This window comes from Syntrophothermus lipocalidus DSM 12680, assembly GCF_000092405.1.
In the GTDB taxonomy this organism is placed as follows: Bacteria; Bacillota; Syntrophomonadia; order Syntrophomonadales; family Syntrophothermaceae; genus Syntrophothermus; species Syntrophothermus lipocalidus.
In genome coordinates, this window is sequence record NC_014220.1 from 615946 (window position 1) to 641636 (window position 25691).

A 25691-nucleotide genomic window follows, 5' to 3' on the forward strand; every position below is an offset into this window, starting at 1 on the left:
GTATGATTTCTGGCTCTTGCGCAGAATTTCTTATAATCAATGTAAATCTGCGTTAATCAGCGTCAAATAACGCTACTGCCGACGGCGTTACTGGTAGGCACGCTTCGACCAGCTGCCGGTGCCTCCTGGCTGCCCGGGGGTCGGCGATTATTACCATCCCGGTATCAGATTCGGTCCGGATAAGCCGGCCGATGCCCTGTTTCATTGCCAGGGAAGCCTGGGGGACGAACACCTCTTGCCACCAGCGGTGACGGGCAAAGTAGCACTCGGCCTGGACATCAGGATCATCGGGGACAGGAAAGGGTATGCGGGCTATGATCAGGGTTCTTAATGCATCTCCGGGCACATCCACCCCTTGCCAGAAACTGGCTACTCCTACCAGCACAGCCTGGCCGTGGTCACGAAACTGCTGCAGCAGTTCTGACTTCCCCGCTTCTCCCTGCACGAAGAGGCACCTCGTCTTGGGCAGGTGCTGAGCCAGGTGCGCGGCCACTGCTCTGAGCTCGGTATACGAGGTGCACAGGACGAGAACCCCGCCTTCGGTAGCTTCAACCGCTTTAAGAACTGCCTGCCCCAGGGCTTCGAGACGGCGGGGATTTGTTGGGTCTGGCATTAGAGCACCGTCGGTCAGGATAAAGGCCTTCATCTGCCTTTCGTAGTCGAAAGGACTCGAGACGCGGGCAATCTTTGCCTTCAAGCCGGGGATGCCGCTTCTTTTCAAAAACCATTCGACACCAGCGGGAGATGCAGAAGGAAACAAGGTGGCGCTGGTAAAAACAACCTTGTCGTAAAGCTCGTACAGAGCCTGTAAAGCGGGTACGGGGTCAAAAGGCCAGGACACAAACCGGATACCCTGGCTTCTTTCCACGCAGCAGACATCACCTGAGCTCCCGGAGACCAGGTAGTGGTTCGAGGTCCTGACCCCGCGTTCGAAAGCACTGGCTATGTTTTCGATTTTTTCCGCGAGGCGATCAAGCCGGTTGAGGATCTTTAGCTTTTCTTCGTTTATACCGCTTTCCTCGAAGTCCACTTGACCGGAGTCTAGAGAGTCCAGCTCCTGGCGGAAGCCCTCCACTCTCTCTTGTACCATCTGCAGGAAGGTTTGCAGCCGGGCTTGGAGTTTATTCATAATATTTGAAGGAACAAGCCCCGGTTTCAACGGTTTTATCGCATTGGAACCCAGGAAGGTTCCAGCCCAATCCTCGAGCTCGTAGACTGCCTGGGAAGCTAAATCCCAGGCTTGGCGCGTTTCGCCCGTGATATGTTTTGTTGGAACAGGCATTCGCTTTTCAACCTGCTCCAAGCCTTGGAGGATAAGCCCGAGATAGCTTTGCGAAAACACCATTTGTCCCGTCATCTTTACGACTTCCCTGAAATGGTGGGCTTCATCGACGACCAGAACCGCAGGCTTAACTTCACCGAACAGGCGGAGGTCGGCTTCGGAGAAAAGCGCGAGATCAGCGGCCGCCAGCCAGTGATTGACCACCACTATCTGGGCCGAAGCAGCCCGCCTTCGGGCTTTCAACCACGGGCACTCTGGTTCTTCGCAGCCTGCGCAGAGGGCATCCTCCGAGTCAGCGCATATCTTTAACCAGTACCTCCTCTTTTTATCAGAGATACTCGGCAGGTCTTCCCAGACTCCGCTTCCCCCTTCACCCAACCACTCTGCCAGATCCAAGTAGAACTCGGTTTCGTGGTCTTTCACCAACTGTAAGGTTGCTTCTTGCTTGTCGAGTTCTTCGTTGAGCAGCCTGGGACAGAGGTAGTTGGCCCTCCCATAGAGCAGAGCAAAACGCAAGCATTGGCCGGTCACGGCAGCAAAAAGCCTGGTGACGAAAGGCAGGTCTTTATCGATAAGCTGCTGCTGCAGGGCCTTGGTTCCGGTCGATACTACCGCTCTTTTACCCTCGGTCAGGCAGTGGTGGCAGACGGGGATGAGGTAGGCGTATGTTTTGCCAGTTCCGGTGCCCGCTTCTATGATTCCGAACTTTTCTTCGCCTTCTATGACCGCGGATACGGTCTTTATCATCTCGCGCTGTCCTGGCCGCCGGCGCAGGCCAAGTTCTTTTTCGGCGTATTCGAGGACGTATTCTGATTTCAGTGTCAGGTCTGCTTGGTATGCGGAACTAGCGGCCCGAGGGTTAACTTCTTTTGGCATAGAAAATGACTCCTCATTTGACTTCGTCAGTGCCAGTATCTTCGTGTTACCTGGTTGAAGGTAATAGCGGTTTCAAATTCGAAAATTCAAAACGGCTCGAGTTAAGAAGGATTGGGTTTTCATACTGATATTATACCTGAAGAAAGGCCACAATGAATCGATGCTGTAAGTCCCGAACAGTAAAAAAAGACCCTTGAATCGAACACCAAGGGTCTTCTTTGTTTTCGCGTATACTCGCAAAAGCTTCTTATACTGATGGGGTATCCTTTAACAAGCAGGAGACCTAAGGATTGATAGCGACTATCTGCCCTTCGGGGTAGTAGTTCACCTGAGCTTTCAAGGTTTCGGCAACGAAACGTAAAGGAACTATAACTCGGGAAGCGCTGATCTCGGGTGGCTGATCGAGTTTATACTCTTTTCCGTCAACGATGGCCACGCGCTTACCTAATTGCAGGTTGATTACGATATCGCCTTTGGTAATGACTATTATCTGCTGGTCTGCTTTCCACTCAACATTTGCTCCTAGAGACTGGGTTACAGCCCGAATAGGGACAAGAATTCGTCCGGTTTTGATCACCGGGGGCACTTCGGTATAAACCTGTTTGCCCACACACCAGAGTTTAGGTTGGGTGTCACCGCAACTGCGGAAGAGTTGCCCCAGTTCCTGGTAAACCGAGGCATCGATTGGATCCATTTCGGCCAGCTCTCTCAGCCACTGCTCGGCTTCTTGGATCCTATTCTGTTCCCGGGCTAAGCGAATGGCGGCCTTAAACATGTTTTTGATCTCTTGCCGAGACTCTTGCTGGATCGTATACTGGTGCCTCAAGCTTTGTAACTCCTGTTTGAGGACTTTCCAGCTTTCCTGAGTCCGGTCACGATTCATTTGCATTGATTGAATTCTCTCGCGGAGAGTAGCTCTCAAACGTTCTGTTGCCTCTTGGTCCGGGTTTGATAGGTCTTGGTCACTAGCTGTCGAATCTTGCGGGGCCAAGGCTTCGGTTTCGGTCTCGGAACTTACGGCAACAGTTCCCGCAACCTTATCCGGACCGTTGTGCCCTGCCGGCCTAGCCCATGCCGCTCCGTTTCCGACCAGCAGCAAGACCAACGCGACGATAAACACACGCTTCAACATACCGATTTGTCATCTCCTTTTCCTAGAATTACCACACCTCTGTTGGGTGGTTCTATTAATTACTTCGTAGACGACAGCTAATTTTGGGGCCCCGGCCAATACAGAATGTTCCCAAGACTCAGTCTTGAGCATTCTTCTTGATTAACCGGGGACGGCCTGGCTCCATGTTTTGCGAAGCCCGTTTCGTGAAATTTTCTATGGCATTGCGCCTCAAGCCTTTACTCTTTTCGAGCGACTCCTTTTTCAGGATCAACGGCTGTTCGCCACGGGTTAGGGGCTTTTTCTGCGTGGTATGGTTCTGTTTGCCTTTCTTGACCCTTACAGACGAGTCTTGTTCCTGGACGCGTATCTTAGTTGCTGTTTTGCGGGCAATTCTTTCAACCGACGGGTTGTGCAAGCTCACGTCCTTTTGCTGCAGGGACAGACCTTGCTCTCGAGCCTTCTGCCGAAGAAGATAGCGAACCGGGGACACCTTCTCTTTAATCGCTTGTTCCCTGGTTTTTTTATCGATGGTGAAGTAGTAGATTTTAGCTTGACTGCGGTTTGCGGCTAACTCCTGCTCTAGATCCCGGTCAATTCTAGCCAAAAGTTCCGCGCTTTTTTCAGGCTCGGAGTACATGCTGAGGCCGATCCCGATAACGTTACCGCTTTGCCGGAGGTAGCCGGCGGTCTTAGACTGGCGGACAACAGCGGCCAAGACAGTTCCCAGTTCCTGGCCTTTGGGCTTGACCGCAGCTATGATCCTGTCTCCGTCCTGGTTGAAGGACCTGGCTTCGACTACTTGCAAACCGCGGTCTACGCTCAGCTCGAGGCTGGGGTTTATATCAAGTCCTATACAGGCATAAAGCCTTCCCGTCATCAAGCGTCCGGTTACCGAGTAGATCAAAAGGAAGAATAGGATAAAAGAGGCCGCCCAAGCCAAGGCTATAGTCGCTCGCCGGTTGACGAAGATGTCGGACCTGTTGTATTCGATTTCTTCTCCTACTTGAAGAGGCCGGGTGGTCTTGATTTCTTTGAACTCGCATTCTTCTGTCATGATAACTGCCCGGCCTGGATAAGTTTCAACCACCATAGCTTTAGGCATGAGCATCACTGCCTTTCCCCAGGCCCTTTACATACCGCTTCATCGTTTCCAGATCACTCAGCAGTACCAGGCAAAGGGCGATTATGTACTTGCGATGGCGCTTCACCGTTTTGGGGCTGATACCGCTCGCTTCAGACAGCCGTTGTACCGGGATGGTACCATATTTGGTGAAGTAGTCGCGCATATCAGGTCTGTCGGTTATGGTTTGGGCTAGTTGCGCACACAAACGGCGCGAATCAAGGTGTTTAGGAGTCACTTGCACCAGGTCCCGTAGGCTTACACCATACTGAGCAAGCTTTTGCACAAAGTCTTTCATTTCCATGCGGATTTCGAGTTCTTCCCCGTTTACCAGAGCATCTTGGTCGGGCAGAGGGTTGCTTATATCGTCTACGTATATGATGCGCTTTCGATGCTTTTCCGTTGAACGCCGGTAATCGATGAGCCTTCTTTTTATCACGTCTGCTGCAAAGGACTGGAACGACCGTAGGCCTGGTTTGTAGGAACTGATGGCTTCGTTAAAGGCAATGAGAGCTACACTGTACTCATCCCGGTTTATTATATCTTCGTTAGAAGCCACGTTTTTCAGTACCAGCGCTTTTATGAACCCCAAGTGCTGGGAAATGAGAAGCTCCCGGGCTTGGGTGTTCCCGTCCTGTGCCTCTCGTATTTGTTTTAATGTCTTTTCCTGTTCCGAGCGTGATCTCGCCGCTGTCACCACCCCCTCTTTTAACTGTTCTTTCTCCTGTTGCTCTGTTCCTGCTTCCGATGACCATGAGTTGGTCTGGGTAGCGGTTTTTGGGGAATACTATGTATCAGGCAAGAAGCCACTTGAGGAGGGAAACGATGCAATTGGAGTACCGGGTATTAGCTCGACTTTTGGCTCGGCAGGTAGCTGAGCTTGAGGAGGAGGTGGAAAAGCTGAGGCGCAAATGGGGGAGAGTTGCAGGCGCAACAGATGACCTCGAGGAAGCGAAGAGGGAGTTGCAGGCCCTGAAGAACCGCCTTGAAAGCTTATAAGGCCTGCTGTCGAATCGTTGACAGAGGTTCCGTGCTTTTGCTAATATCAGGGTGTAAACAAATATGGCGAAAGTGTGCCTAGGGTTCCGCGTGCTTTGGGCACGGACTGGTCCAAGTGGCACAGACGCACGCTGCGTTACACCGGAGGGATAGAAGCCCAGGCGGGTAGGTTTCGCTAAAGAAAAGGCGATGCGAACTCTACCTGCGTGGGCTAAATGTTTTATACCCTCGGTTTCAAGCTGAGGCAAATAAGGTGAATTATCGATACTTGACACAAGGGGTGAAAACGTGGCTAAGGTCGGTATCGTTATGGGCAGTGATTCCGATCTCGAAGTGATGAAACCGGCGGCTGAGATCCTGGACGAGTTTGGGGTTGCTTACGAGGTCACCGTGTGTTCGGCTCACCGTCTTCCCCGGGAGACCGCTAAGTATGCGGAAACGGCGATTGACCGGGGGCTTGAAGTAATTATCGCCGGGGCAGGGGGTGCAGCTCACCTGCCGGGGGTGATTGCTTCTTTTACCACGCTTCCGGTTATCGGAGTACCGATTAAAACCAGCACGCTTTCGGGGGTAGATTCTCTGTATTCCATCGTTCAGATGCCGAGGGGGATACCTGTGGCTACAGTGGGTATAAATGCCAGCGCCAACGCAGCTTTGCTGGCAGTATCAATTTTGGCGCTAAAGGATCCGGGTCTGAGGGAACGGCTTGAGGAGTTCAGGCAGAGACAAGCCGAAGAAGTAAAGGCCAAAGACGCCCGGTTAAAGGAACTGGGCATCGAAAGATACCTGCAAACGAGGGGGTAGGACGGTGATCGAGCGGTACACCCTGCCTGAGATGGGCAGAGTATGGTCAGAGGAGAACAAGCTAGCCAACTGGCTTAAGATTGAAGTCTTAGCTTGCGAGGCGTGGGCTAAGCTAGGGCGGATTCCAGAGGAAGCTGTTGAAAATATCAAAGCAAAAGCCGCTTTCGATATACGTAGGGTAAGGGAGATCGAGAACGAGGTTAGGCACGATGTCATCGCCTTTTTGACCAGTGTGGCAGAGTACGTGGGAGAAGAGTCGAAGTACATACACCTGGGGCTTACTTCCTCGGATATTCTGGATACCGGGTTGGCTTTACAGATGCGGCAGGCAACGGACCTGATTCTTGAGAAAGTTGAGGGATTGACAAACGCCATTGGAAGGCAGGCCAAGAAGCACAAGTATACCTTGATGATGGGAAGGACGCACGGGGTTCATGCCGAGCCGATTACCTTCGGACTGAAAATGGCCTTGTGGTATACCGAGATGGAGCGCAATCGCCGGCGCGTAGAGCAGGCGCGAGAGGTGGTCAGTTATGGAAAAATCTCAGGGGCGGTTGGCACCTTTGCCAACGTCGACCCGGCGGTAGAGGATTATGTGTGTTCCAGCTTGGGGCTTAAACCTTGCCCGGTTTCGACCCAGGTTATCCAGAGGGACAGGCACGCAGAATTCATGGCCGCCCTGGCGGTAGTCGCCAGTTCGCTGGAAAAGATGGCGACCGAGGTCAGAAACCTCCAACGCACCGATATCTTGGAGGTGGAGGAACCTTTTTATTCCGGACAAAAAGGGTCTTCAGCCATGCCTCACAAGCGAAACCCCATGATGAGCGAGCGGGTGGCCGGGTTGGCTCGGGTCATTAGAGCAAATGCCCTCGCAGCTTTGGAGAACGTGGCTCTCTGGCACGAAAGGGACTTAACCCATTCCTCAGTGGAAAGGGTGATTATCCCCGACAGTTGCATTCTTCTGCATTACATCCTGGACAAGTTTACGAATGTGGTCGATGGATTGGTGGTCTATGAAGATAACATGCGGGTCAACCTGGAGAAAACGCTGGGACTGGTCTTTTCCCAGCGGGTAATGCTGGCTTTGATAGAAAAGGGGGTGCTCCGGGAAACGGCTTATCGCTGGGTTCAGCGGAACGCCATGCGAGCTTGGGCTGAAAAGGTCCCGTTGAAGCGACTGCTAGAAGAGGATGAAGAGATAAAGGCGAGACTTGAAGACAGCGAGTTGGAACAGCTGTTTGACTACTCATACCATACCAGGCATGTCGATGAGATATTCAGGCGATGCGGACTAGATTAGACTAGAACAGGAGTGATGAGGATGGAAAAACGAGAGTTGATTTACGAAGGCAAGGCCAAGAGGGTGTACTCCACCGACGATGAAAACCTCGTGGTGATAGAGTATAAGGATGATGCAACTGCTTTTGATGGCAAGAAAAAAGGCACTATAGAAAGCAAAGGCATCGTCAACAACCGGGTGACTTCGGTGTTGTTTAAGATTTTGGAAGATAACGGTATTCCTACTCACCTGGTCAAGCTGCTGGACGGGCGTAACATGCTGGCCAAGAAACTGAGCATAATCCCGGTGGAGGTAGTGGTACGCAACCGGATAGCCGGGAGCTTGGCTACTAGATTAGGGCTAGAAGAAGGAGCTCCTCTTCCCAATCCCATTCTCGAATTCTACTACAAATCGGACGAGCTGCACGACCCTATGGTGAACGAATACCACATTCTGACTATGGGGTGGGCCACGCCGGAGCAGTTGGCAGAGATGAAGGAAATGGCCCTCAAGATAAACTCGGTTTTGGTACCTTTTCTACGGGAGAGGAACTTGGAACTGGTTGACTTCAAACTCGAGTTCGGGGTTCACCAGGGCAAGGTAATACTGGGGGATGAGATTTCTCCTGATACCTGCCGCTTGTGGGATGTTCAAACCGGAGAGAAGCTGGATAAAGACCGTTTTCGCCGGGACCTGGGTAAAGAGCGCGAGGCGTATATAGAGGTGCTGCAGCGGATGGAAGGGGGTAGCCTTAATGTATAAGGGGAAAGTGCACGTAACTCTGAAAAAAGGGGTTTTGGATCCACAGGGAGATGCAGTTAAAAGGTCTTTTCACGTCCTAGGCTACAAGGGAGTTGATGATGTTCGGGTAGGCAAGTATATAGAGGTAAAATTAGACGAAAAGAGTAAGGAAGCGGCTTACCGCCTACTGGTGGAAATGTGCGACCGGCTTTTGGCCAACCCGGTCATCGAAGAGTACCAGGTAGAAGTGGTGGAGGTCGAGTGATATGAGGTTCGGCGTGGTTGTTTTTCCAGGCTCCAACTGCGACGCAGACTGTTACCATGTGGTAAAAGAGGTACTGGGAGAAGAGGTAGACTACATCTGGCATCGTGAGACCAGCGTGGCTGGCTTCGATGCTTTAATTCTTCCCGGAGGGTTTTCCTATGGTGACTATCTCCGAACCGGTGCTATTGCCAGCCTTTCCCCGATAATGCCGGCTTTAATCGAATTTGCCCAAAAAGGTGGATTGGTGATAGGCATATGCAACGGCTTTCAGATACTTCTGGAGGCAGGTCTTCTGCCTGGGGCTATGCTGAAAAATGACAGTCTCCAGTTCCGGTGCTTGCCGGTTAACCTGAGAGTTAAGGCAATCGATACTCCTTTCACCTGCCTTTTGCAGGAAGATCAAGTGCTGACGGTACCTATTGCCCACGGGGAAGGCAACTATTTCTGTGACGATGAGGTCCTGGAGGAATTACAGAGAAACCGCCAGATTGTGTTCACCTATTGCGATCGTGAAGGTAACGAAACCCGAAAAGCCAACCCCAACGGTTCAAAGGCCAACATAGCTGGAATAGTGAACCGGGAACGTAATGTCCTGGGCATGATGCCGCACCCGGAAAGGTGTGCTGAAACGATTCTCGGCGGGCGCGACGGCTATTACATACTCGCTTCCATGGTAAATTGGTTCAAGGGGGCTTGCAGGTGATGAAGGACAAGCCGGTGTGGCGAGAAATGGGACTGACTGATGAAGAATACGCTCAGATTAGGAACATTTTAGGCCGGGAGCCAAACTATCTCGAACTCGGTATGTTTGCCGTCATGTGGTCGGAACACTGCGGCTACAAGAACTCCCGGCCGGTCTTGAAGCTATTCCCTACTTCAGGTCCTCGGGTTATCCAGGGGCCTGGTGAAAACGCAGGGGTGGTGGACATCGGAGATAATCAAGCGCTGGTTTTCAAGATTGAGAGTCACAACCACCCTTCAGCTGTAGAGCCGTACCAGGGGGCAGCCACGGGAGTAGGCGGGATTGTACGCGACATTTTTACCATGGGGGCTCGCCCTATCGCTATTCTCGACTCGCTGCGGTTCGGCCCAATCGAGGACGAGCGAGTTAGATATCTTTTTTCGGGTGTGGTCTCCGGTATCGGAGGTTACGGGAATTGTTTAGGTATACCAACCGTAGCCGGGGAGGTTTATTTCGAAGAGAGCTACCAGGGCAACCCCCTGGTAAACGCCATGTGTGTGGGCTTGGCCAACATCGACGACATCGCTTTGGCCGTAGCCGGGGAGATAGGGAGCCCGTTGATGGTGGTCGGGGCTAAGACCGGCAGGGACGGCATTCACGGGGCAACCTTCGCTTCCGAGGAACTTTCGGAGGAATCTGCTGACAAGAGACCCTCGGTCCAGGTAGGAGACCCGTTTATGGAGAAACTTTTGATCGAGGCCTGCTTGGAAATCATCCGGGAAGACCTGGTTTTTGGAATGCAGGATTTGGGAGCGGCAGGACTGACCAGTGCGGTAGCCGAGATGGCGGGCAAAGGGGACCGGGGAGTAGAGATCGACGTTTTGCTGGTTCCGAGACGGGAAGAGGGCATGACCCCTTATGAGGTGATGCTTTCGGAATCTCAGGAACGGATGCTGATCTGTCCTAAACCAGGAAAGGAAGACCGGATTCGCGAGATATTTGACAAGTGGGGGTTGGATGCGGCGGTTATTGGAAGAGTGACAGGTGACGGGATCTTTAGGGTAAAGGAGGGAGACCAGGTAGCAGGGGAGGTGCCGGTAGCCGGACTGACCAAGATGTGCCCGGTCTATTACCGCCAGGCGGAAGAGCCCGACTACTACCGAGAAAAGAAGGCTTTTGATCCGATGAGCCTGCCTGAGCCTGAGGACTACAACCTTGCGTTAAAGCAACTACTCGCGTCTCCGAATATTGCCAACAAGGAGTGGGTATATACCCAGTACGACTACCAAGTTATGATCAACACGGCAATAGTACCTGGAAAAGCAGATGCCGCGGTAATGAGGGTCAAAGGTCATAAGAAAGGAGTGGCTCTCACCGCGGATGGCAACGGGCGCATGGTATTTTTAGACCCTTTCCGGGGCGGGATGCTGGCTGTGTGCGAAGCGGCCCAGAACCTGGCTTGTACAGGGGCCAAACCTTTGGCTTTGACCAATTGTTTGAACTTTGGTAACCCGGAAAAACCGCATGTTTTCTGGCAGTTTGAGCAGGCAGTAAAAGGCATGGCAGCTGCGGCCAAGGAGTTAGAGATACCGGTAGTGAGCGGAAACGTGAGTTTTTATAACGAGACTAACGGGGAAGCCATCTACCCTACTCCCGTAGTAGGGATGGTCGGCCTCATCGATGACATTGAAAAACGCACGGACATGGCTTTCAAAAACGATGACGACCTAATCCTGTTGATCGGAGGAATTAGAACTGAACTGGGTGGCAGCGAGTATTTGAAAGTTATGCACCGGTTAGTAGCAGGTGAGGTGCCTGAAGTAAATCTCGTCCGGGAAAAAGCCCTCATCGATTTCCTATTGGCTGTGATTAGGAGCGGGTGGGTGAATTCCTGCCACGATATTTCGGATGGAGGGCTAGCCGTAGCCTTGGCTGAAGGGGCCATCACCGGGGGGCTGGGGTTTACGGTACAACTCGACCCAGAATGGCGGCCGGACGCTGTCCTTTTCAGCGAGGCCCCGGGGCGGGCGGTGATAACCATCTCTTGGTTGCATTTCGATGATGTGCTGGCCGCAGCCAAGAGTCACGGGGTCGAAGCCAGGGTCATGGGCAAGGTGGGAGGAGATAGACTGCTCTTCCGGAAAGGGCAGCGAGAAGTAATAAACCTGGGTGTAGAGGAGGCAGCAGCGCTTTGGGAGGGAGCTATAAGATGTTTCATGAGTTAGACGACTGGATGAAAGAGGCTTGCGGGGTTTTCGGTATATACCTCAAGGATGGGGACAACACATCTACCGAAGCGGCCCGCATAACTTTCTACGGACTATACGCGCTTCAGCACCGGGGGCAGGAAAGCGCTGGCATTGCGGTTTCTAACGGCCAGGAGATTATTTTGCACAAAGCCATGGGGCTGGTCTCCGAAGTATTCTCCCCCGACGTGATAGCCAAGCTGGCGGGACACATCGCTATCGGCCATGTCCGCTATTCCACTACCGGGGAAAGCCACCTGTCAAACGCGCAACCGCTGGTTTTCCGCTACTTGAAAGGCATGGTGGCCCTGGGGCATAACGGCAATCTTGTGAACACCACCGAGTTGAGGACCCGACTGGCGACTCTGGGTTCGGTATTTCAGACCACAACCGACACGGAGGTAATAGCCAATCTAATAGCCCGTTATTCTCAGAATCCGCTGAAAGATGCTCTGGTTAAAGCCATGATCGACATAAAGGGAGCGTACTCGGTGGTTTTGGCTACCGAGGATCGGTTGGTAGGATTCAGGGATCCGATGGGCATCAGGCCACTCTGCTTGGGAGAACTGGAGGGTAACTATGTTCTTGCTTCCGAGTCTTGTGCTCTTGATACCGTAGGGGCCAAGTTCATCCGTGACATAGAACCTGGCGAGATAGTAATAATCGACAGCAATGGGTTGTCTTCACACAAGGCCCTGTATTCAACGAGAAGGGCTCACTGCATTTTCGAATACATTTATTTTGCCCGGCCTGACAGTACTATCGACGGGACAAACGTGAACCGGGCGCGGCGAGCCATGGGACGCCAGTTGGCCAGGGAAAACCGGGTTGAAGCTGATATCGTGATTTCCGTGCCTGATTCGGGGACATCTGCTGCCTTGGGCTACTCCAAGGAGTCGGGGATACCGTTCGAGGAAGGCCTGATGAAAAACCGGTATATTGGCAGGACTTTTATCCAGCCTACTCAGAAAATGCGGGATACGGGAGTGAGGCTAAAACTGAATCCTGTAGTAGAGACGGTGCGGGGCAAGCGGGTTATCCTGGTAGATGATTCGATTGTCAGGGGTACGACCAGCAAGAAGATAGTGAGTATGTTAAAAGGAGCAGGGGCCAAGGAGGTACACGTGGCGGTTGCTTCCCCGCCTACCATTTGTCCATGCTATTACGGTATCGATACCTCTCGCCGGGAAGAGTTGATAGCCGCGAAAATGAATGTAGAAGCCATTCGAGAGTTTATCGGAGCTGATAGCCTTCATTATATCAGTGTCGAAGGGATGTTTGAGGCTATAGAGAACAGCAGGGAGTCAATGTGTGCAGCCTGTTTCAATGGCGAATACCCGATACCGGTCGACGATTAAGATGAGGGGTGAGCTTATGTCGGACGGTTTTACTTATAAAAAGGCCGGGGTGGATTTAGAAGCAGCTGACCGGTCGGTAGAACTTATCCGGCCCTGGGTTAAAATGACCAACAGGCCGGAAGTATTAGCGGATATCGGGGCGTTTGCCGGGTTTTTTGCTCTTGATCTAGCCCGGTTCCCCGAACCGGTTCTGGTTTCCGGTACGGACGGGGTAGGAACCAAACTGCGTATTGCCCAGATGATGGGGATTCACGATACCGTCGGCATCGACTTGGTGGCGATGTGTGTTAACGACATCCTGGTCCACGGGGCTGAACCCCTGTTTTTCTTGGATTATGTAGCAGTAGGCAAACTGGTTCCAGAAGTTGTCGAAGCCTTGGTCAAAGGGGTGGCCCAGGGTTGTGTTGAGGCCGGGTGTGCCCTGGTCGGCGGGGAAACGGCAGAAATGCCGGGAATGTACGGGGAGGATGAGTACGACCTGGCCGGGTTCGCGGTAGGGGTAGTTAATCGTCCCCGGTTGATAGACGGGAGTCGGGTTGGTGGTTCGCAGGTTGTTATCGGGTTGCCTTCATCCGGCCTGCACTCAAATGGTTATTCTTTAGCGAGGAAAGTGCTTATCGAAAAGGCCAAATTCGGTTTGGACCAAGAAGTTGAGATTTTAGGGAAAACGCTGGGGGAGGAACTTCTGACCCCCACGCGCATTTACGTTCGCAGTATCCTCAGGCTCATGTCAGAAGTGGATGTAAAAGGCATGGCCCATATTACCGGGGGCGGGATTCCGGGGAATCTCAAACGTATTCTCCCCGAGGGATGGGGGGCACTTATCGACAAGAGCAAACTGCCGGTTTTGCCGGTTTTTCGGTTGATACAAGAAACCGGTAACGTGGATGAAGAAGAGATGTATCGCGCATTCAACATGGGGATAGGTTTTGTACTGATAGTAGATGAAGCTGAAATTGATCAAACTGTTAGCTTGTTGCAGTCAGAGGGAGAAAAACCTATAGTAATAGGTAAGATTATTCCCGGAATCGAAGGGGTAGTAATAAAATGACGATTTCTCACAATTTGATGACAACCCGTAATTCTCAGGAACCCAAATTACGTCTGGCGGTTTTGGCTTCAGGTCGGGGAAGCAATTTTGAAGCCATTTGCCAAGCTGTTGACGAAGGCAGGTTGCACGGCCAGGTCGTGTTGCTGATAAGCGATAACGAGAATGCTCAGGCCTTGGAACGGGCTCGCAAACGGGGCATTAAAGCTTTGTACATAAATCCTCAAAGTTTCGCTTCGCGTATTGAATACGAAAAAGCCTTGGTTCGAGCGTGTCAGGAGGTTGAGGCTGACATAGTGGCTCTTGCCGGGTACATGCGGTTGTTGGGCAAGACTTTTTTAAACGAGTATCACCTGAAGACGGTAAACATCCATCCCGCTCTATTACCTGCTTTTCCCGGACTTCACGCCCAAAAACAGGCCTTAGACTACGGCGTCCGCTTCAGCGGGTGTACTGTGCACTTCGTTGACGAGGGAGTCGATACCGGCCCTATTATTCTCCAAGCCGTGGTTCCGGTGTACTTCGACGACACGGTAGAGACTTTGGAGGCCCGCATTTTGAAGGAAGAACACCGTATATATCCTAAGGCTTTACAACTCATCGCAGAAGGAAGGGTGGTCGTAGAAGGCAGGCGGGTTCGGATCATCGGGGACGAGCACGGGGATCAGGATACGCAGCCGTGAGGTTATGAGTACAAGGAGGCAGAGAGAATGGCTAAAAGAGCATTGATAAGCGTTTCCAACAAAGACGGGGTGGTAGAGTTCGCCCGGGGGTTGGAGGAGCTGGGATACGAAATAGTGTCGACCGGAGGAACTTACGATACCCTGGTGCAGGCGGGTATCAAGGTGGTAAAGGTGGCCGAAGTTACCGGATTTCCAGAGATTCTTGATGGCAGGGTAAAGACATTACACCCGGCAGTGCACGGGGGTATCCTGGCGAAAAGGAGCCCCGATCACCTTGAACAATTACAAATGCACGGAATTCAAACCATCGATATCGTAGCGGTGAACCTATATCCTTTTCAGGAAACGGTCTTGCGCCCAGGAGTAACCCTGGAAGAGGCTATTGAAAACATCGATATCGGCGGGCCTGCCATGATACGGGCTGCGGCCAAGAACTACCGGTATGTGATAGTTGTGGTTAGGCCAGAAGACTACGGCCGGGTTTTAGACGAGCTTAAGGGGAAAGGCGACTTAGACGAACAGCATCGTTTAAGATTGGCGTTCGCGGCATTCAGCCACACTGCCGCTTACGATGCTATGGTGTCTTCGTACCTGGCTGGGCTTCTAGGGATTGGATTCCCGGAAGAGGTTGCCTTCGCAGGAGAAAAGGTCTACGAGTTGCGCTACGGAGAAAACCCGCACCAAAAGGCTGCTTTCTACAGGTACTATCTCCAGGGTGACGGGTTACCCAATGCCCAGCAGCTAAATGGTAAAGAACTTTCTTATAACAACATCATCGATGCTCAGGCAGCCGTGGCTTTGGTCAGAGAGTTTGACAAGCCGGCATGCGTGATTATCAAGCACACGAATCCTTGCGGAACCGCGGTAGCCGATGACCTTGTTTCTGCCTATGAGAAGGCTTTTGCGGCCGATCCGGTGTCTGCATTCGGTGGCATAATCGCTTTCAACCGGGTGGTTGATGCGGATACCGCCAAAAAGGTGGCAGAACCCTTTATGGAGGTGGTTGTAGCCCCTGGTTATGACGAAGAAGCTCTGGAGATTCTGAGGAGAAAGAAGAATTTGCGGGTTCTGGCCTTGCCGGTAGAGGTCCAGTCTGGACTGGAAGTCAAATCGATAGAAGGCGGGTTCGTCGTACAAGAAGCGGATAGACACGAACTTCTGCCTGCAGAGCTCACCGTCGTGACAGACCGGGTCCCTACACCGGAAGAAATGGAGAATTTGTTGTTTGCTTGGAAAGTGGTAAAACACGTCAAATCTAACGCGATTGTAGTGGCCAAAGACGGGTTGACTCTGGGGGTCGGAGCTGGCCAGATGAACCGGGTAGGAGCAGCTCGCCTGGCTTTAGAACAAGCCGGGGAAAGGGCGAAGGGGGCGGTTTTGGCCTCGGATGCGTTCTTCCCGTTTAAGGATACGGTGGAGCTGGCAGCCCAGTATGGTATTACCGCTATCATTCAGCCAGGTGGGTCCATACGCGATCAGGAAAGTATAGAGGAGTGCAACCGCCACGGGATAGCCATGGTTTTCACTGGCGTACGGCACTTCAAGCATTAGAATTAGTCAGGATATAATAGGCTCATCAAGCGGGAAAAGAGGGTAAGGTATGGGGAAAAAGGTTTTGGTAGTAGGGTCAGGGGGCAGGGAACATGCCCTGGTATGGAAACTGGCATTAAGCCCCGACGTAGAGAAGATATACGCGGCACCCGGCAATGCTGGTATAGCCGAGCAGGCCGAATGTGTCGCCATAAACCCTACTGATATTAGAGGGTTGATGCAGTTTGTCCTGGAAAAAGGGATTGACCTTACTGTTGTGGGGCCGGAAGCCCCGTTGATGGCAGGGATAGTAGATGCTTTTCAGGCTGAAGGGTTGAAAGTGTTTGGTCCTTCAACCCGGGCAGCCAGGATCGAGGGAAGCAAGGTATTTAGCAAGAATCTCATGCATAAGTACGGAGTTCCTACCGCCGAATACCGCGTGTTTGAGCGGATAGAAGAAGCCGCAGCTTATACCCGTGATCGGATGAAAGAGCCTGGGCTTCGACTGGTAGTGAAAGCAGACGGTTTGGCGGCTGGCAAGGGAGTAGTGGTAGCTGAAAATCAGGAAGAAGCTCTCGAGGCTTTAGAACAGGCTATGGTGCACAAGGTCTTCGGATCGGCGGGAGACAGGGTTGTAGTAGAAGAGTGTCTCTATGGAGAAGAAGTCAGTGTGTTCGCGCTGGTGGATGGGGAAGAAGTGGTTTTCCTGGCTGCTGCTCAAGACCACAAGCGGGTTTTTGACCACGATCAGGGGCCTAATACTGGCGGGATGGGCGCCTATTCTCCGGCTCCGGTATACACTCCTGAACTGCATCGGGTGGTCATGCGTGACATCCTGGTTCCCACAGCCAGGGCTATGGTGGCGGAGGGCATCCCATATAGGGGGGTGCTGTACGCTGGGCTTATGGTAACCGACCGAGGACCTATGGTGCTGGAATTCAACGCCCGGTTCGGTGACCCAGAGACACAGGTAGTGATTCCTTTAATGGACACAGATATTTTCCCGGCTCTAGAAGCTGTGGCTACGGGCAACCTCAAACAGGCTGAGGTGACATTTAGCGATGAGGCTTGTGTATGTGTGGTTCTGGCCTCTGCCGGATACCCCGGAAGCTATGCCCGAGGGCACGAGATAACAGGGCTCCAGGAGCTGTCTCCTGACATATTGGTGTTTCACGCCGGTACTGCCAAAACCGCCGACGGCCGGCTAGTTACGGACGGCGGGCGGGTTTTGGGTATCGTGGCCAGGCGGCCCGACATCAAGTCTGCCATAGACCAGGTTTATAAAGAAATTCCTAAAGTGCATTTTGAGGGTGTCCATTACCGGCGCGACATAGGGTACAGAGCCTTGAAGCGTTGAGGTGCATGAAGTGAAGAACATGGCAAGAGAACCATCACCTGTTCTGTTCTTGCTTTTATTGGCAGTAGTGATAGCGCTGTGTATCTACACCCCTACTCGCTTTTTCATAAAGTTTACGGTTTTGTTTGGCCTGCCTTTTCTCTTGCTTCTGGCATGGTGGCGCCGGTTGAAGAGGTTTAGCCCGGCGTGGATTTTGGCAAGCCTGGGGATGATAGTTTTGCTAACCGTTTACGGCCTCGAGATGGCAGAGTTCCCGCAGAAACTCAGGGTGAAAGAGATAACCATGCAGGGCGATGTCTTGTTAGCTCAGGGCAAATATGATGAAGCGGTTGCCAAGTACAAGGAGATGGAGAAAATCGATCCCGAGAAAGCTAGGGAGAAAATGGCGGTAGCCTTGCAGCAGAAACGGTACAGAGAGGACTACCTGAAGGCGAAGAAGCTGGTGGAGCAAGGAAAGAAAGAAGAAGCCAAACGCCTGTTGAGTTCCATACCTTCTACTGCTCGGGTCCACTCTGAGGCTCGGGATCTCTTAAGGCGGCTGGAGGAGGAACCTTAGTTGCGAAAAAATGGTTTGATTACTTTGGAGGCTATTAAAAACAATACGGTTGTCAACGAATACATGGCCCGGGGCAACGAATTTATTGGCAACATTGGGGCCATAGAGCATAACCAGAAACATGCGGAATTGGTTTCGTTTCTGAGTTACGATATACTGAACTCTTTAGGCTATTCACAGCGGGAAGCGGAACTGGCCGCTATTGCCGGCTATCTTCATGATATAGGCAACCTGGTTAACAGGTATTCTCATGGATTGTCTGGAGCTATCATGGTTCTAGAGGTATTGATGGGAATGAATATGGATCCAGAGGAAATAGCAGTAATCCTGGCAGCCATCGGCAACCACGAGGAACATGCCGACGGCCAGTCGGTTAACCCGGTGGCAGCAGCAGTGATACTGGCTGACAAGTCGGACGTGCACCAAACCCGGGTACGCAAGCGGGAGTCGTCGTGCTTTACCATCCGGGACCGGGTCAATTATGCGGCCAAGGAATCGGCTCTTCTGGTCGATGACGAGAAAAAAGTCATTACTCTAAGGCTTAGGATCGATACCGGAACCTGCTCGGTTATGGAATACTTTGAGATATTCTTGACCAAGATGCTGATGTGCAAACGGGCGGCCGAGTTTCTCGGCTGCCAGTTTGAACTTCTTATAAACGACGTTAAGCTGTTGTAGTCAGGTTTGGGCTCTTTTGTGCATGGTTTTATGTTTATAACTATGTTTTAAGGGGGAGTACTCATGTATGAGCCGAATTGGAGAGACGACCAGACCGACCAACTGGTTAAAGCCTTAGTAGCCTTAAAAAACGAAGACGAGGGCTACCGGCTGCTGGATGACCTGTGCACAGTTTCAGAAATAAAGGCTATGGCTCAGAGGCTGCAGGTGGCCCGGATGCTCAAGGAGCACCATACTTATAACGGCATTGCCGAACAAACCGGGGCCAGCACCGCTACCATCAGCCGGGTGAAAAGATACCTGTACTACGGGGCTAACGGCTACCAGCTCATTTTACAAAGGTTGAAGGAGCAGAATGATTAAATGAAGGCTAAAGAGATCCCTCCAGGTTTCAAGGATCACGTTCCCCGAGAGGCCAAACTGAAAAGAATAATCGAGAAAAAGGCAGCAGACCTTTTTGCCTCCTGGGGTTATCAGGAGGTAATTACTCCTACGGTAGAATATTTGGAAGTCATACAAGTTGCTGATATGAACGTGGATCAGCAAGAGCTTTTTTTGTTCCAAAACCGGGACGGCCGACTTTTGGCCTTGCGCCCGGATATGACTATTCCCATAGCCCGGATGGCTTCGACCAAGCTGCGAAAAGATCCGTTGCCGCTACGTCTCTTCTACCGGGCCAATGTTTTTCGTCACAGCCTTTCTCAACATGGCAAGTACAATGAGTTCTGGCAGATAGGGGTAGAGATGCTGGGAGCAGGAGGGGAAAGGGCAGACGCGGAAGTAATTGCCCTGGCAGTCGAGCTAATGACTTGCTTGGGGGTGGAAGAGTTCCAGTTGAGCTTGAACAACGTCAAGATATTCAACCAGCTATTGCGAAAAAGTGGGCTCGCTCATGAAGACGAGAATGAGATTAAGAGACTGGTCATGAACAAGGACTTGGTCGGGCTTGAAAGGAAGCTATCGGATCTGCACTTGGACAGCAAGTTGAAGGAAACATTTATAGAGCTGCCGGTATTAAACGGGGGCCTGGAAATCCTGGAACGTTTACCGGATTTTTCGGAGTGGCCGGAAGTGATGGCCGGGGTCGAGGAGCTCAAGGTTTTGTTCCGGGCTCTGCGGGCTTTTGGCGTTGAAGACCGGGTGGTAATCGACCTGGGTGTACTGAGGGGGCTGGATTACTATACCGGGGTGGTTTTTGAAGGTTATTCATCGAACCTGGGGTATCCTTTGTTGGGAGGCGGGAGATACGATAATGTAATGGGACGCTACGGTTGGCCTAATCCAGCTACTGGCTTCGCCGTGGGGGTAGAGAGGGTGCTCTTGGCCCTGGGGTCAATGTCTGCACCAACAGAGCCTTGTTGTCTGGTGGCAGGCAGCGATCTGACAAAGGTGGCCGAGACTGCTCGCCGGTTGAGGAAGGAAGGGCGGGTTGTCTGTCTCGATGTCCACGGCCGGTCTCGAGATGAAGTCGAGGCCCAAGGCCGTCAGCGCGGCTGGGAACTGGTATGGGTCGATGATAAGTAGGGTGAAGAGGAGAATGAGATGTTAGCCGATACCGTGACTTTTGCCTTGCCTAAAGGGCGATTGATTGAACCAAGTCTTAACTTGCTGGCTGATCTAGGCCTTCCGACTTTTGACATCAAGGAGGACTCGCGCAGTCTTCTGTTCGAGTTTTCGGAGCAGGGCCTGCGCTATATAATATGTCGTCCAACCGACGTTCCCGCATATGTCGAACATGGGGCCGCTGATTTGGGTATTGTGGGGAAGGATATAATAGTGGAACAGGGCAAAGACGTGTTTGAGATGGTAGACCTAGGGTTCGGGTATTGCCGTTTTGTGGTTGCGGTCCCGGCCCAAATGAAGGATATCAGCTTGGAAGAGTTGAGTTACCGCCGGGTGGCTACTAAGTTTCCCAACGTGGCTGCCGAGTTTTTTCGGCAGCAGGGCCTACAGGTCGACATCATAAAGCTCCACGGAAACATCGAGTTGGCACCCCTTATGGGCATTTCAGATATGATCGTGGATATCGTTTCCACTGGCAGGACTCTGGCTGAGAATAACCTGGTGGAACTGGTCCAGATAATGGAGTCCACGGCCCGCTTGATCGTGAACCGGATAAGCTACAGAGTTAAGTACCATAAGCTGCAACCCCTCATCGACAGGATAAGATACCTGGTAAAGAACAGAGAGGTGAGACAATGATTATCAGGAGAATGAAAGCAGGAACCGCAGATTTGGAGGAATTCCTGCGGGTTCCGTATTCCGGGTTACAGGAGCTGGAAACACGGGTAGCTTACATCGCGAAAGAAGTGAAAACCCGTGGAGACGAAGCGGTCTATGAGTTTACGCGCAGGTTTGACAGGGCTGACATAGGACCTCACAACTTTAGGGTTGATGAAAGGGAGATAATCGAGGCTTACAAGGCCGTAGGCGAGGAGTACATTTCTGCCTTGCGGGCGGCAATTGCTAACATTAGGGCATTTCACCGCAGGCAGTTACATAACTCTTGGATGGAACCGGACGAAACCGGCAACATCTTGGGGATGATTTACCGACCTTTAGATCGCGTAGGCATATACGTTCCCGGGGGAACAGCGGCTTATCCTTCGTCTGTTCTCATGAACGCAATTCCAGCCCAGGTGGCGGGGGTAAGAGAGATAGTCATGGTGACACCGCCGGCAGCGGACGGGCGGGTTAACCCTTACACTCTGGTGGCGGCAGCGGAGCTGGGGGTCAAAGAGATTTACAAGATGGGTGGAGCCCAAGCCGTTTTTGCCTTAGCTTGGGGAACGGAAACTGTACCGAAGGTGGATAAGATTACCGGTCCTGGCAACATATATGTGACCTTGGCTAAGAAAATGGTGTACGGAGATGTCGATATCGATATGCTGGCGGGTCCCAGCGAGATATTGATAATCGCAGACGACAAGGCGGAACCTGCCTACGTGGCTGCTGACCTGATGTCCCAGGCTGAACACGATGTTCTGGCCCGATCCATGCTTGTTACGGACAGCGAAGAGCTGGTGGATGAGGTGGAAAGGGAAATTGGGCGGCAGTTGGCTTCGCTGTCCCGCCGTGACATAATAGAAAGGTCTTTACAGGAACAGGGTGCGGTTATAATCGTAAAGGACATGAGAGAAGCCTGCGAAGTGGCGAACCGGGTGGCACCGGAACACCTGGAGTTGATGGTTGAGCATCCCTTCGAATGGTTAGGGTATATTAAGAATGCGGGAGCCGTATTCTTGGGCAGGTACACCCCGGAACCGGTCGGCGACTACTATGCTGGACCTAATCACATCCTTCCCACTGGTGGTACCGCGCGTTTCTATTCGCCGGTGACGGTAGATACTTTCTTGAAGAAAACCAGTGTGCTTTACTATTCCGAGACCGGTTTGGCAAAGGCCCGGCAGGATATTGTAACTTTGGCCGAGATTGAAGGCCTGACTGCCCATGCCAATTCGGTCAGGATACGAAGGGAGGATACCGTCGAGTGAGTGATGAAATAAGGAGTGCCGAAATCCACCGCAAAACCACCGAAACCGAGATTCTTTTACGAATGGAGCTGGACGGCACCGGGAGTTACCAGATAGACACGGAAATGCCTTTTTTAGGGCACATGTTGGCCCTGTTTTCTATGCACAGTTTGTGCAATCTCAAGGTATGGGCCCGAGGCGACACCGAGGTTGATGATCATCATACGGTAGAAGACATCGGCCTGTGTTTCGGACTGGCTTTGAAGCAGGCCATCGGGGACAAGAAGGGGTTACGCCGTTACGGTTCGGCTACCATACCGATGGATGAAGCCTTGGCCCGGGTGGTAGTTGACCTTTCCGGTCGCCCCTACCTTTCTTATCACGTGCCGGTGCCGGGGGAACGGGTTGGCACCTTCGCCACTGAACTGGTGGAGGAGTTCTTCCGGGCGGTGGTAAACAGCGCCGGGATAACCCTGCACATAGACCTGATCCGGGGAAGCAACAGCCATCATATCCTGGAAGCAGTCTTTAAGGCGTTTGCCCGCGCCTTGAAGGAAGCGATAGAGTACGAACCCCGGGTCGAAGGGGTTTGGTCGACTAAAGGTAAGCTTTAAGGCTTCTAGACTCATTCAGGGGAAAGGGGAAGTTACTTGATAGCGGTCATAGACTACGGGATGGGCAACTTGCGCAGCGTTCACAAAGCCTTGGAGAAACTGGGGTTTGCGGTGGAGGTCACGTCTGACCCGGATAAGGTGGTTCAAGCCGAAAGGGTAGTGCTGCCCGGAGTAGGGGCGTTTGCCGATGCTGCCAGGAACCTGAGAAGTTCGGGTATGAATGAGGCTATTTCCGAGGTCGTGAGGGCAGGCAAGCCTTTTTTGGGCATCTGTTTGGGCCTGCAGCTTCTGTTTTCGGAAAGCGAAGAAGACGGTCTTCACCGGGGCTTGGATATAATCCCCGGGCGGGTTACGCGTCTGCCGTCCATCGAGAAGGTGCCGCATATGGGCTGGAACCAGGTGTCGTATTGTCAGAAGGTTCCGCTGTTCGACGGGATTCCTGACCAGTCTTATTTTTATTTCGTTCACTCGTATTACGTGGTGCCTTATGATGAGAAAGTCAAAGCGGCCACCAGCGACCATGGCATCACTTTCACCTGCGCGGTTGTAGACGGTAACGTTTTTGCGACCCAGTTTCACCCTGAGAAATCCAGCACCCTGGGGCTGAAGCTGCTAAAGAATTTTGGAGAGTGGCGGCCATGATTATTTTCCCGGCCATAGATATCAGGGAAGGACGCTGCGTGCGCCTGGTCCAGGGTAAAAGGGAGAACGAAATCGTTTATTCGAGCGAGCCGGCACGGGTTGCGCGGTCTTTCCAAGAGTTGGGAGCCCGCTGGTTACACGTGGTGGACCTGGACGGCGCTTTTGCCGGTGGCCCGCGCAACTTGGAAGTGATCGAAGAGATAGCGCACTCAGTCGAGATTCCTTTTCAGGTGGGCGGCGGCTTGCGTAGCCTCGAGGATGTTGAACAGGTCCTGGCCGTGGGGGCGGCCCGGGTTGTAATTGGGACCAAGGCGGTAGAGAGTCCTAGTTTCGCTCAGGAATTGTTGGAGCGTTTTGGACCGGAAAGGATTGTGCTGGGGCTTGATGCCCGCGATGGTATGGTTGCGGTTAAGGGTTGGGTGGAAGTGGCAAAGGTGAAGGCTGTAGATCTTGCTCGGTCTATGAAAGAACTGGGAATCGTCCGGGCAGTTTACACCGATGTGACCAAGGATGGTTTGTTACAGGGACCTAATTTCGAGGCCACAGAGGAGATTGCCCGGAATTCCGGCTTACGCATCATAGCATCGGGGGGAGTCTCAAGCCTGGAAGATGTTGAGAAGCTTTTAACACTGGAGGAGCTAGGCGTTGAAGGAGTCATAATCGGTAAAGCCATTTATGATGGTACTATTGACCTGAGAAAGGCTTTAAGCTTGGTCGAGGAGTAGAGGACTAGATAGTATTAAAGAAGTACTACTACTGGCCGCATGAGAAGAAGCATAGGGAGTGGGGATGAATGCTGGCCAAAAGAATAATTCCTTGCTTGGACGTTCACGAAGGCCGGGTTGTAAAGGGCGTGAATTTCTTGAATCTGAAAGATGCCGGAGATCCAGTGGAATTGGCGGCTTTTTACGACCGAGAAGGGGCCGATGAACTGGTGTTTCTGGATATCAGTGCTTCTTATGAAGGCAGGAAGACAATGGTGGAAGTGGTTAGGAGGACTGCGGAAAACGTGTTCATACCGTTTACCGTAGGCGGTGGCATAAGAACCCCTGAGGATATCCGGGTAATGCTAAACGCGGGGGCGGACAAGGTATCTATCAATACTGCTGCGGTGAAATCCCCGTCTTTGGTTATGGAGAGCGCGAAAAAATATGGGAGCCAGTGCATCGTGGTGGCTATTGATGCTCGCGAAGCAGGGCCCGGACAGTGGGAAGTCTGCATAAACGGGGGACGCACTCCTACGGGCATCGATGCTGTGTGGTGGGCGCAGAGGGTGGAGTCTTTGGGTGCAGGGGAGATACTCCTTACGAGCATGGACAAGGATGGTACCCGCGACGGGTACGATATTGAATTGACGAGAGCGGTGAGCGAAGCGGTAAAGATACCGGTCATCGCCTCCGGAGGTGCTGGGAACCTGGAACACTTGGCAGAGGCGATTCTTGAAGGGAAAGCCGATGCTGTTTTATGCGCTTCCATCTTTCATTACCGCGAGTACACGGTGAAGCAAGCTAAAGAGTACCTGGAGGCTAAGGGAGTGGTGGTTAGACGATGAGTAGAGGCTTTATAGAACAGCTGAAATTTGATGAAAAGGGATTAATCCCGGCCATAATACAGGACGAAAAGACCCAGCAGGTGCTGATGCTGGCTTACATGAACCGGGAGTCTTTGCTCAAGACTCTGGAAAGCGGGTATACCTGGTTTTATTCCCGCAGCCGCCAGTGCCTTTGGATGAAAGGAGAAACCTCGGGGAATGTCCAGAGGGTAAAAAATATCGCCTATGACTGCGACCAGGACTCGCTTTTGATTACGGTGGACCAAGAGGGTGCTGCCTGCCACACCGGGCACTATTCCTGTTTTTACCGGGATTGGGATGGAACCCTTGTTTCACCACGGTTGTTCGACCCGGAAGAGGTTTACCCGCGGCGGCCTGGAACCCCCTCCATCTTGTTTGAACTTTACGAGGTGATACAAGCCAGGCAAAGACTTAGACCCGAAGGTTCCTACACCTCGTATCTTTTCAATGAGGGTCAGGACAAGATTTTAAAAAAGGTGGGGGAAGAAAGCGCGGAGGTAGTCATCGCTTCTAAGAACAACTCGGAGGAGCAACTGGTATACGAGCTGGCGGATCTCATGTATCATCTTTTGGTGTTGATGGTCTACCACGGTGTTGAGCTAAAGGATGTTTTTGCCGAACTACGCTCTCGTCGCTGAAAAAGCGTTTACCGGTCAGGCACAGGTTAAATGAACGGGCTTGGTGTATAGATGTAGGAGGCACAACACTGGTCCCTAATTGATCTGGGAGTATAGACCGGTTTTTGTTTTTATGATTTGCCTATGGGGAATG

27 protein-coding genes and 1 riboswitch are annotated in these 25691 nt (G+C 52.2%); of the genes, 23 read left to right on the top strand and 4 right to left on the bottom strand.

The genetic code is table 11. The annotated features are described in order from the left end of the window. Positions 1 to 52: 52 nt before the first annotated feature. From SLIP_RS02880 to SLIP_RS02895, 4 genes are all read right to left on the bottom strand, one after another. Entirely contained in the window at positions 53 to 2158 is a 2106-nt protein-coding gene (locus SLIP_RS02880; protein ID WP_013174777.1) for an ATP-dependent DNA helicase, read from the bottom strand. Between the two features lie 283 nt (positions 2159 to 2441). After that, entirely contained in the window at positions 2442 to 3290 is an 849-nt protein-coding gene (locus tag SLIP_RS11935; RefSeq protein ID WP_013174778.1) for a copper amine oxidase N-terminal domain-containing protein, read from the bottom strand. A gap of 118 nt (positions 3291 to 3408) precedes the next feature. Next, positions 3409 to 4380, bottom strand: a complete 972-nt coding sequence (locus tag SLIP_RS02890; protein WP_041432656.1) for an anti-sigma factor domain-containing protein — start codon at positions 4378 to 4380, stop codon at positions 3409 to 3411. Beyond that, on the bottom strand, positions 4367 to 5089 hold the full coding sequence (locus SLIP_RS02895; protein WP_013174780.1) for a sigma-70 family RNA polymerase sigma factor: 723 nt from the start codon (positions 5087 to 5089) through the stop codon (positions 4367 to 4369). The genes SLIP_RS02890 and SLIP_RS02895 overlap by 14 nt, the downstream gene beginning before the upstream one ends. A gap of 128 nt (positions 5090 to 5217) precedes the next feature. On the opposite strand from SLIP_RS02895, the gene SLIP_RS12700 reads away from it, so the two are divergent. The 23 genes from SLIP_RS12700 to hisIE all read left to right on the top strand — a co-directional run bounded on the left by SLIP_RS12700 (position 5218) and on the right by hisIE (position 25558). Continuing rightward, positions 5218 to 5391 (top strand): hypothetical protein, encoded by a 174-nt coding sequence (locus tag SLIP_RS12700; RefSeq protein WP_013174781.1) that lies wholly within the window; start codon positions 5218 to 5220, stop codon positions 5389 to 5391. A gap of 67 nt (positions 5392 to 5458) precedes the next feature. After that, a riboswitch (guanidine-I (ykkC/yxkD leader) is annotated at positions 5459 to 5557 on the top strand. A gap of 122 nt (positions 5558 to 5679) precedes the next feature. Further along, positions 5680 to 6195 carry a 5-(carboxyamino)imidazole ribonucleotide mutase gene (gene purE, locus SLIP_RS02900; RefSeq protein ID WP_013174782.1) on the top strand — a complete coding sequence of 172 codons (516 nt, stop codon included), beginning with the start codon at positions 5680 to 5682 and terminating at the stop codon, positions 6193 to 6195. A gap of 4 nt (positions 6196 to 6199) precedes the next feature. Beyond that, positions 6200 to 7495, top strand: a complete 1296-nt coding sequence (gene purB / locus SLIP_RS02905) for an adenylosuccinate lyase (protein ID WP_013174783.1) — start codon at positions 6200 to 6202, stop codon at positions 7493 to 7495. A gap of 21 nt (positions 7496 to 7516) precedes the next feature. Further along, on the top strand, positions 7517 to 8236 hold the full coding sequence (gene purC / locus SLIP_RS02910; protein ID WP_013174784.1) for a phosphoribosylaminoimidazolesuccinocarboxamide synthase: 720 nt from the start codon (positions 7517 to 7519) through the stop codon (positions 8234 to 8236). Continuing rightward, positions 8229 to 8480, top strand: a complete 252-nt coding sequence (gene purS, locus SLIP_RS02915) for a phosphoribosylformylglycinamidine synthase subunit PurS (RefSeq protein ID WP_013174785.1) — start codon at positions 8229 to 8231, stop codon at positions 8478 to 8480. The genes purC and purS overlap by 8 nt, the downstream gene beginning before the upstream one ends. A gap of 1 nt (position 8481) precedes the next feature. After that, positions 8482 to 9183, top strand: coding sequence for a phosphoribosylformylglycinamidine synthase subunit PurQ (gene purQ / locus SLIP_RS02920; RefSeq protein WP_013174786.1), 702 nt, complete (start codon positions 8482 to 8484; stop codon positions 9181 to 9183). After that, the gene (gene purL, locus SLIP_RS02925) at positions 9183 to 11387 is read left to right on the top strand and encodes a phosphoribosylformylglycinamidine synthase subunit PurL (RefSeq protein ID WP_013174787.1); all 2205 of its coding nucleotides are present in this window, start codon (positions 9183 to 9185) and stop codon (positions 11385 to 11387) included. The genes purQ and purL overlap by 1 nt, the downstream gene beginning before the upstream one ends. Beyond that, complete coding sequence (gene purF / locus SLIP_RS02930) at positions 11372 to 12766, top strand: amidophosphoribosyltransferase (RefSeq protein ID WP_041432658.1); 1395 nt, start codon at positions 11372 to 11374, stop codon at positions 12764 to 12766. Before purL ends, purF begins: the two co-directional genes overlap by 16 nt. Before the next feature lie 16 nt (positions 12767 to 12782). Beyond that, positions 12783 to 13817 carry a phosphoribosylformylglycinamidine cyclo-ligase gene (gene purM, locus SLIP_RS02935; protein WP_013174789.1) on the top strand — a complete coding sequence of 345 codons (1035 nt, stop codon included), beginning with the start codon at positions 12783 to 12785 and terminating at the stop codon, positions 13815 to 13817. Next, positions 13814 to 14497, top strand: a complete 684-nt coding sequence (purN, locus tag SLIP_RS02940) for a phosphoribosylglycinamide formyltransferase (RefSeq protein ID WP_013174790.1) — start codon at positions 13814 to 13816, stop codon at positions 14495 to 14497. Before purM ends, purN begins: the two co-directional genes overlap by 4 nt. Positions 14498 to 14524: 27 nt before the next feature. Continuing rightward, positions 14525 to 16048 carry a bifunctional phosphoribosylaminoimidazolecarboxamide formyltransferase/IMP cyclohydrolase gene (gene purH, locus SLIP_RS02945; protein WP_013174791.1) on the top strand — a complete coding sequence of 508 codons (1524 nt, stop codon included), beginning with the start codon at positions 14525 to 14527 and terminating at the stop codon, positions 16046 to 16048. Between the two features lie 49 nt (positions 16049 to 16097). Continuing rightward, positions 16098 to 17384 carry a phosphoribosylamine--glycine ligase gene (gene purD / locus SLIP_RS02950; RefSeq protein WP_013174792.1) on the top strand — a complete coding sequence of 429 codons (1287 nt, stop codon included), beginning with the start codon at positions 16098 to 16100 and terminating at the stop codon, positions 17382 to 17384. 19 nt (positions 17385 to 17403) lie between these two features. Further along, on the top strand, positions 17404 to 17940 hold the full coding sequence (locus SLIP_RS02955) for a tetratricopeptide repeat protein (RefSeq protein WP_242649141.1): 537 nt from the start codon (positions 17404 to 17406) through the stop codon (positions 17938 to 17940). Continuing rightward, positions 17941 to 18618: an HD domain-containing protein gene (locus SLIP_RS02960; protein WP_013174794.1), complete on the top strand. Its 678-nt coding sequence runs from the start codon at positions 17941 to 17943 to the stop codon at positions 18616 to 18618. Between the two features lie 63 nt (positions 18619 to 18681). After that, a complete protein-coding gene (locus SLIP_RS02965) occupies positions 18682 to 18981 on the top strand; it encodes a YerC/YecD family TrpR-related protein (RefSeq protein ID WP_013174795.1) in 300 nt (99 codons plus the stop codon). Further along, complete coding sequence (hisZ, locus tag SLIP_RS02970) at positions 18982 to 20142, top strand: ATP phosphoribosyltransferase regulatory subunit (RefSeq protein ID WP_013174796.1); 1161 nt, start codon at positions 18982 to 18984, stop codon at positions 20140 to 20142. A gap of 18 nt (positions 20143 to 20160) precedes the next feature. Beyond that, on the top strand, positions 20161 to 20820 hold the full coding sequence (hisG, locus tag SLIP_RS02975; protein WP_013174797.1) for an ATP phosphoribosyltransferase: 660 nt from the start codon (positions 20161 to 20163) through the stop codon (positions 20818 to 20820). Further along, positions 20817 to 22112 (top strand): histidinol dehydrogenase, encoded by a 1296-nt coding sequence (hisD, locus tag SLIP_RS02980; RefSeq protein ID WP_013174798.1) that lies wholly within the window; start codon positions 20817 to 20819, stop codon positions 22110 to 22112. Before hisG ends, hisD begins: the two co-directional genes overlap by 4 nt. Further along, the gene (gene hisB / locus SLIP_RS02985) at positions 22109 to 22705 is read left to right on the top strand and encodes an imidazoleglycerol-phosphate dehydratase HisB (protein WP_013174799.1); all 597 of its coding nucleotides are present in this window, start codon (positions 22109 to 22111) and stop codon (positions 22703 to 22705) included. Before hisD ends, hisB begins: the two co-directional genes overlap by 4 nt. Before the next feature lie 36 nt (positions 22706 to 22741). Continuing rightward, the gene (gene hisH / locus SLIP_RS02990; protein WP_013174800.1) at positions 22742 to 23347 is read left to right on the top strand and encodes an imidazole glycerol phosphate synthase subunit HisH; all 606 of its coding nucleotides are present in this window, start codon (positions 22742 to 22744) and stop codon (positions 23345 to 23347) included. Continuing rightward, positions 23344 to 24072 carry a 1-(5-phosphoribosyl)-5-[(5-phosphoribosylamino)methylideneamino]imidazole-4-carboxamide isomerase gene (hisA, locus tag SLIP_RS02995; protein WP_013174801.1) on the top strand — a complete coding sequence of 243 codons (729 nt, stop codon included), beginning with the start codon at positions 23344 to 23346 and terminating at the stop codon, positions 24070 to 24072. Before hisH ends, hisA begins: the two co-directional genes overlap by 4 nt. Before the next feature lie 68 nt (positions 24073 to 24140). After that, positions 24141 to 24899 (top strand): imidazole glycerol phosphate synthase subunit HisF, encoded by a 759-nt coding sequence (gene hisF / locus SLIP_RS03000; RefSeq protein WP_013174802.1) that lies wholly within the window; start codon positions 24141 to 24143, stop codon positions 24897 to 24899. After that, positions 24896 to 25558, top strand: a complete 663-nt coding sequence (gene hisIE / locus SLIP_RS03005; protein ID WP_013174803.1) for a bifunctional phosphoribosyl-AMP cyclohydrolase/phosphoribosyl-ATP diphosphatase HisIE — start codon at positions 24896 to 24898, stop codon at positions 25556 to 25558. Before hisF ends, hisIE begins: the two co-directional genes overlap by 4 nt. Positions 25559 to 25691: the final 133 nt, after the last annotated feature.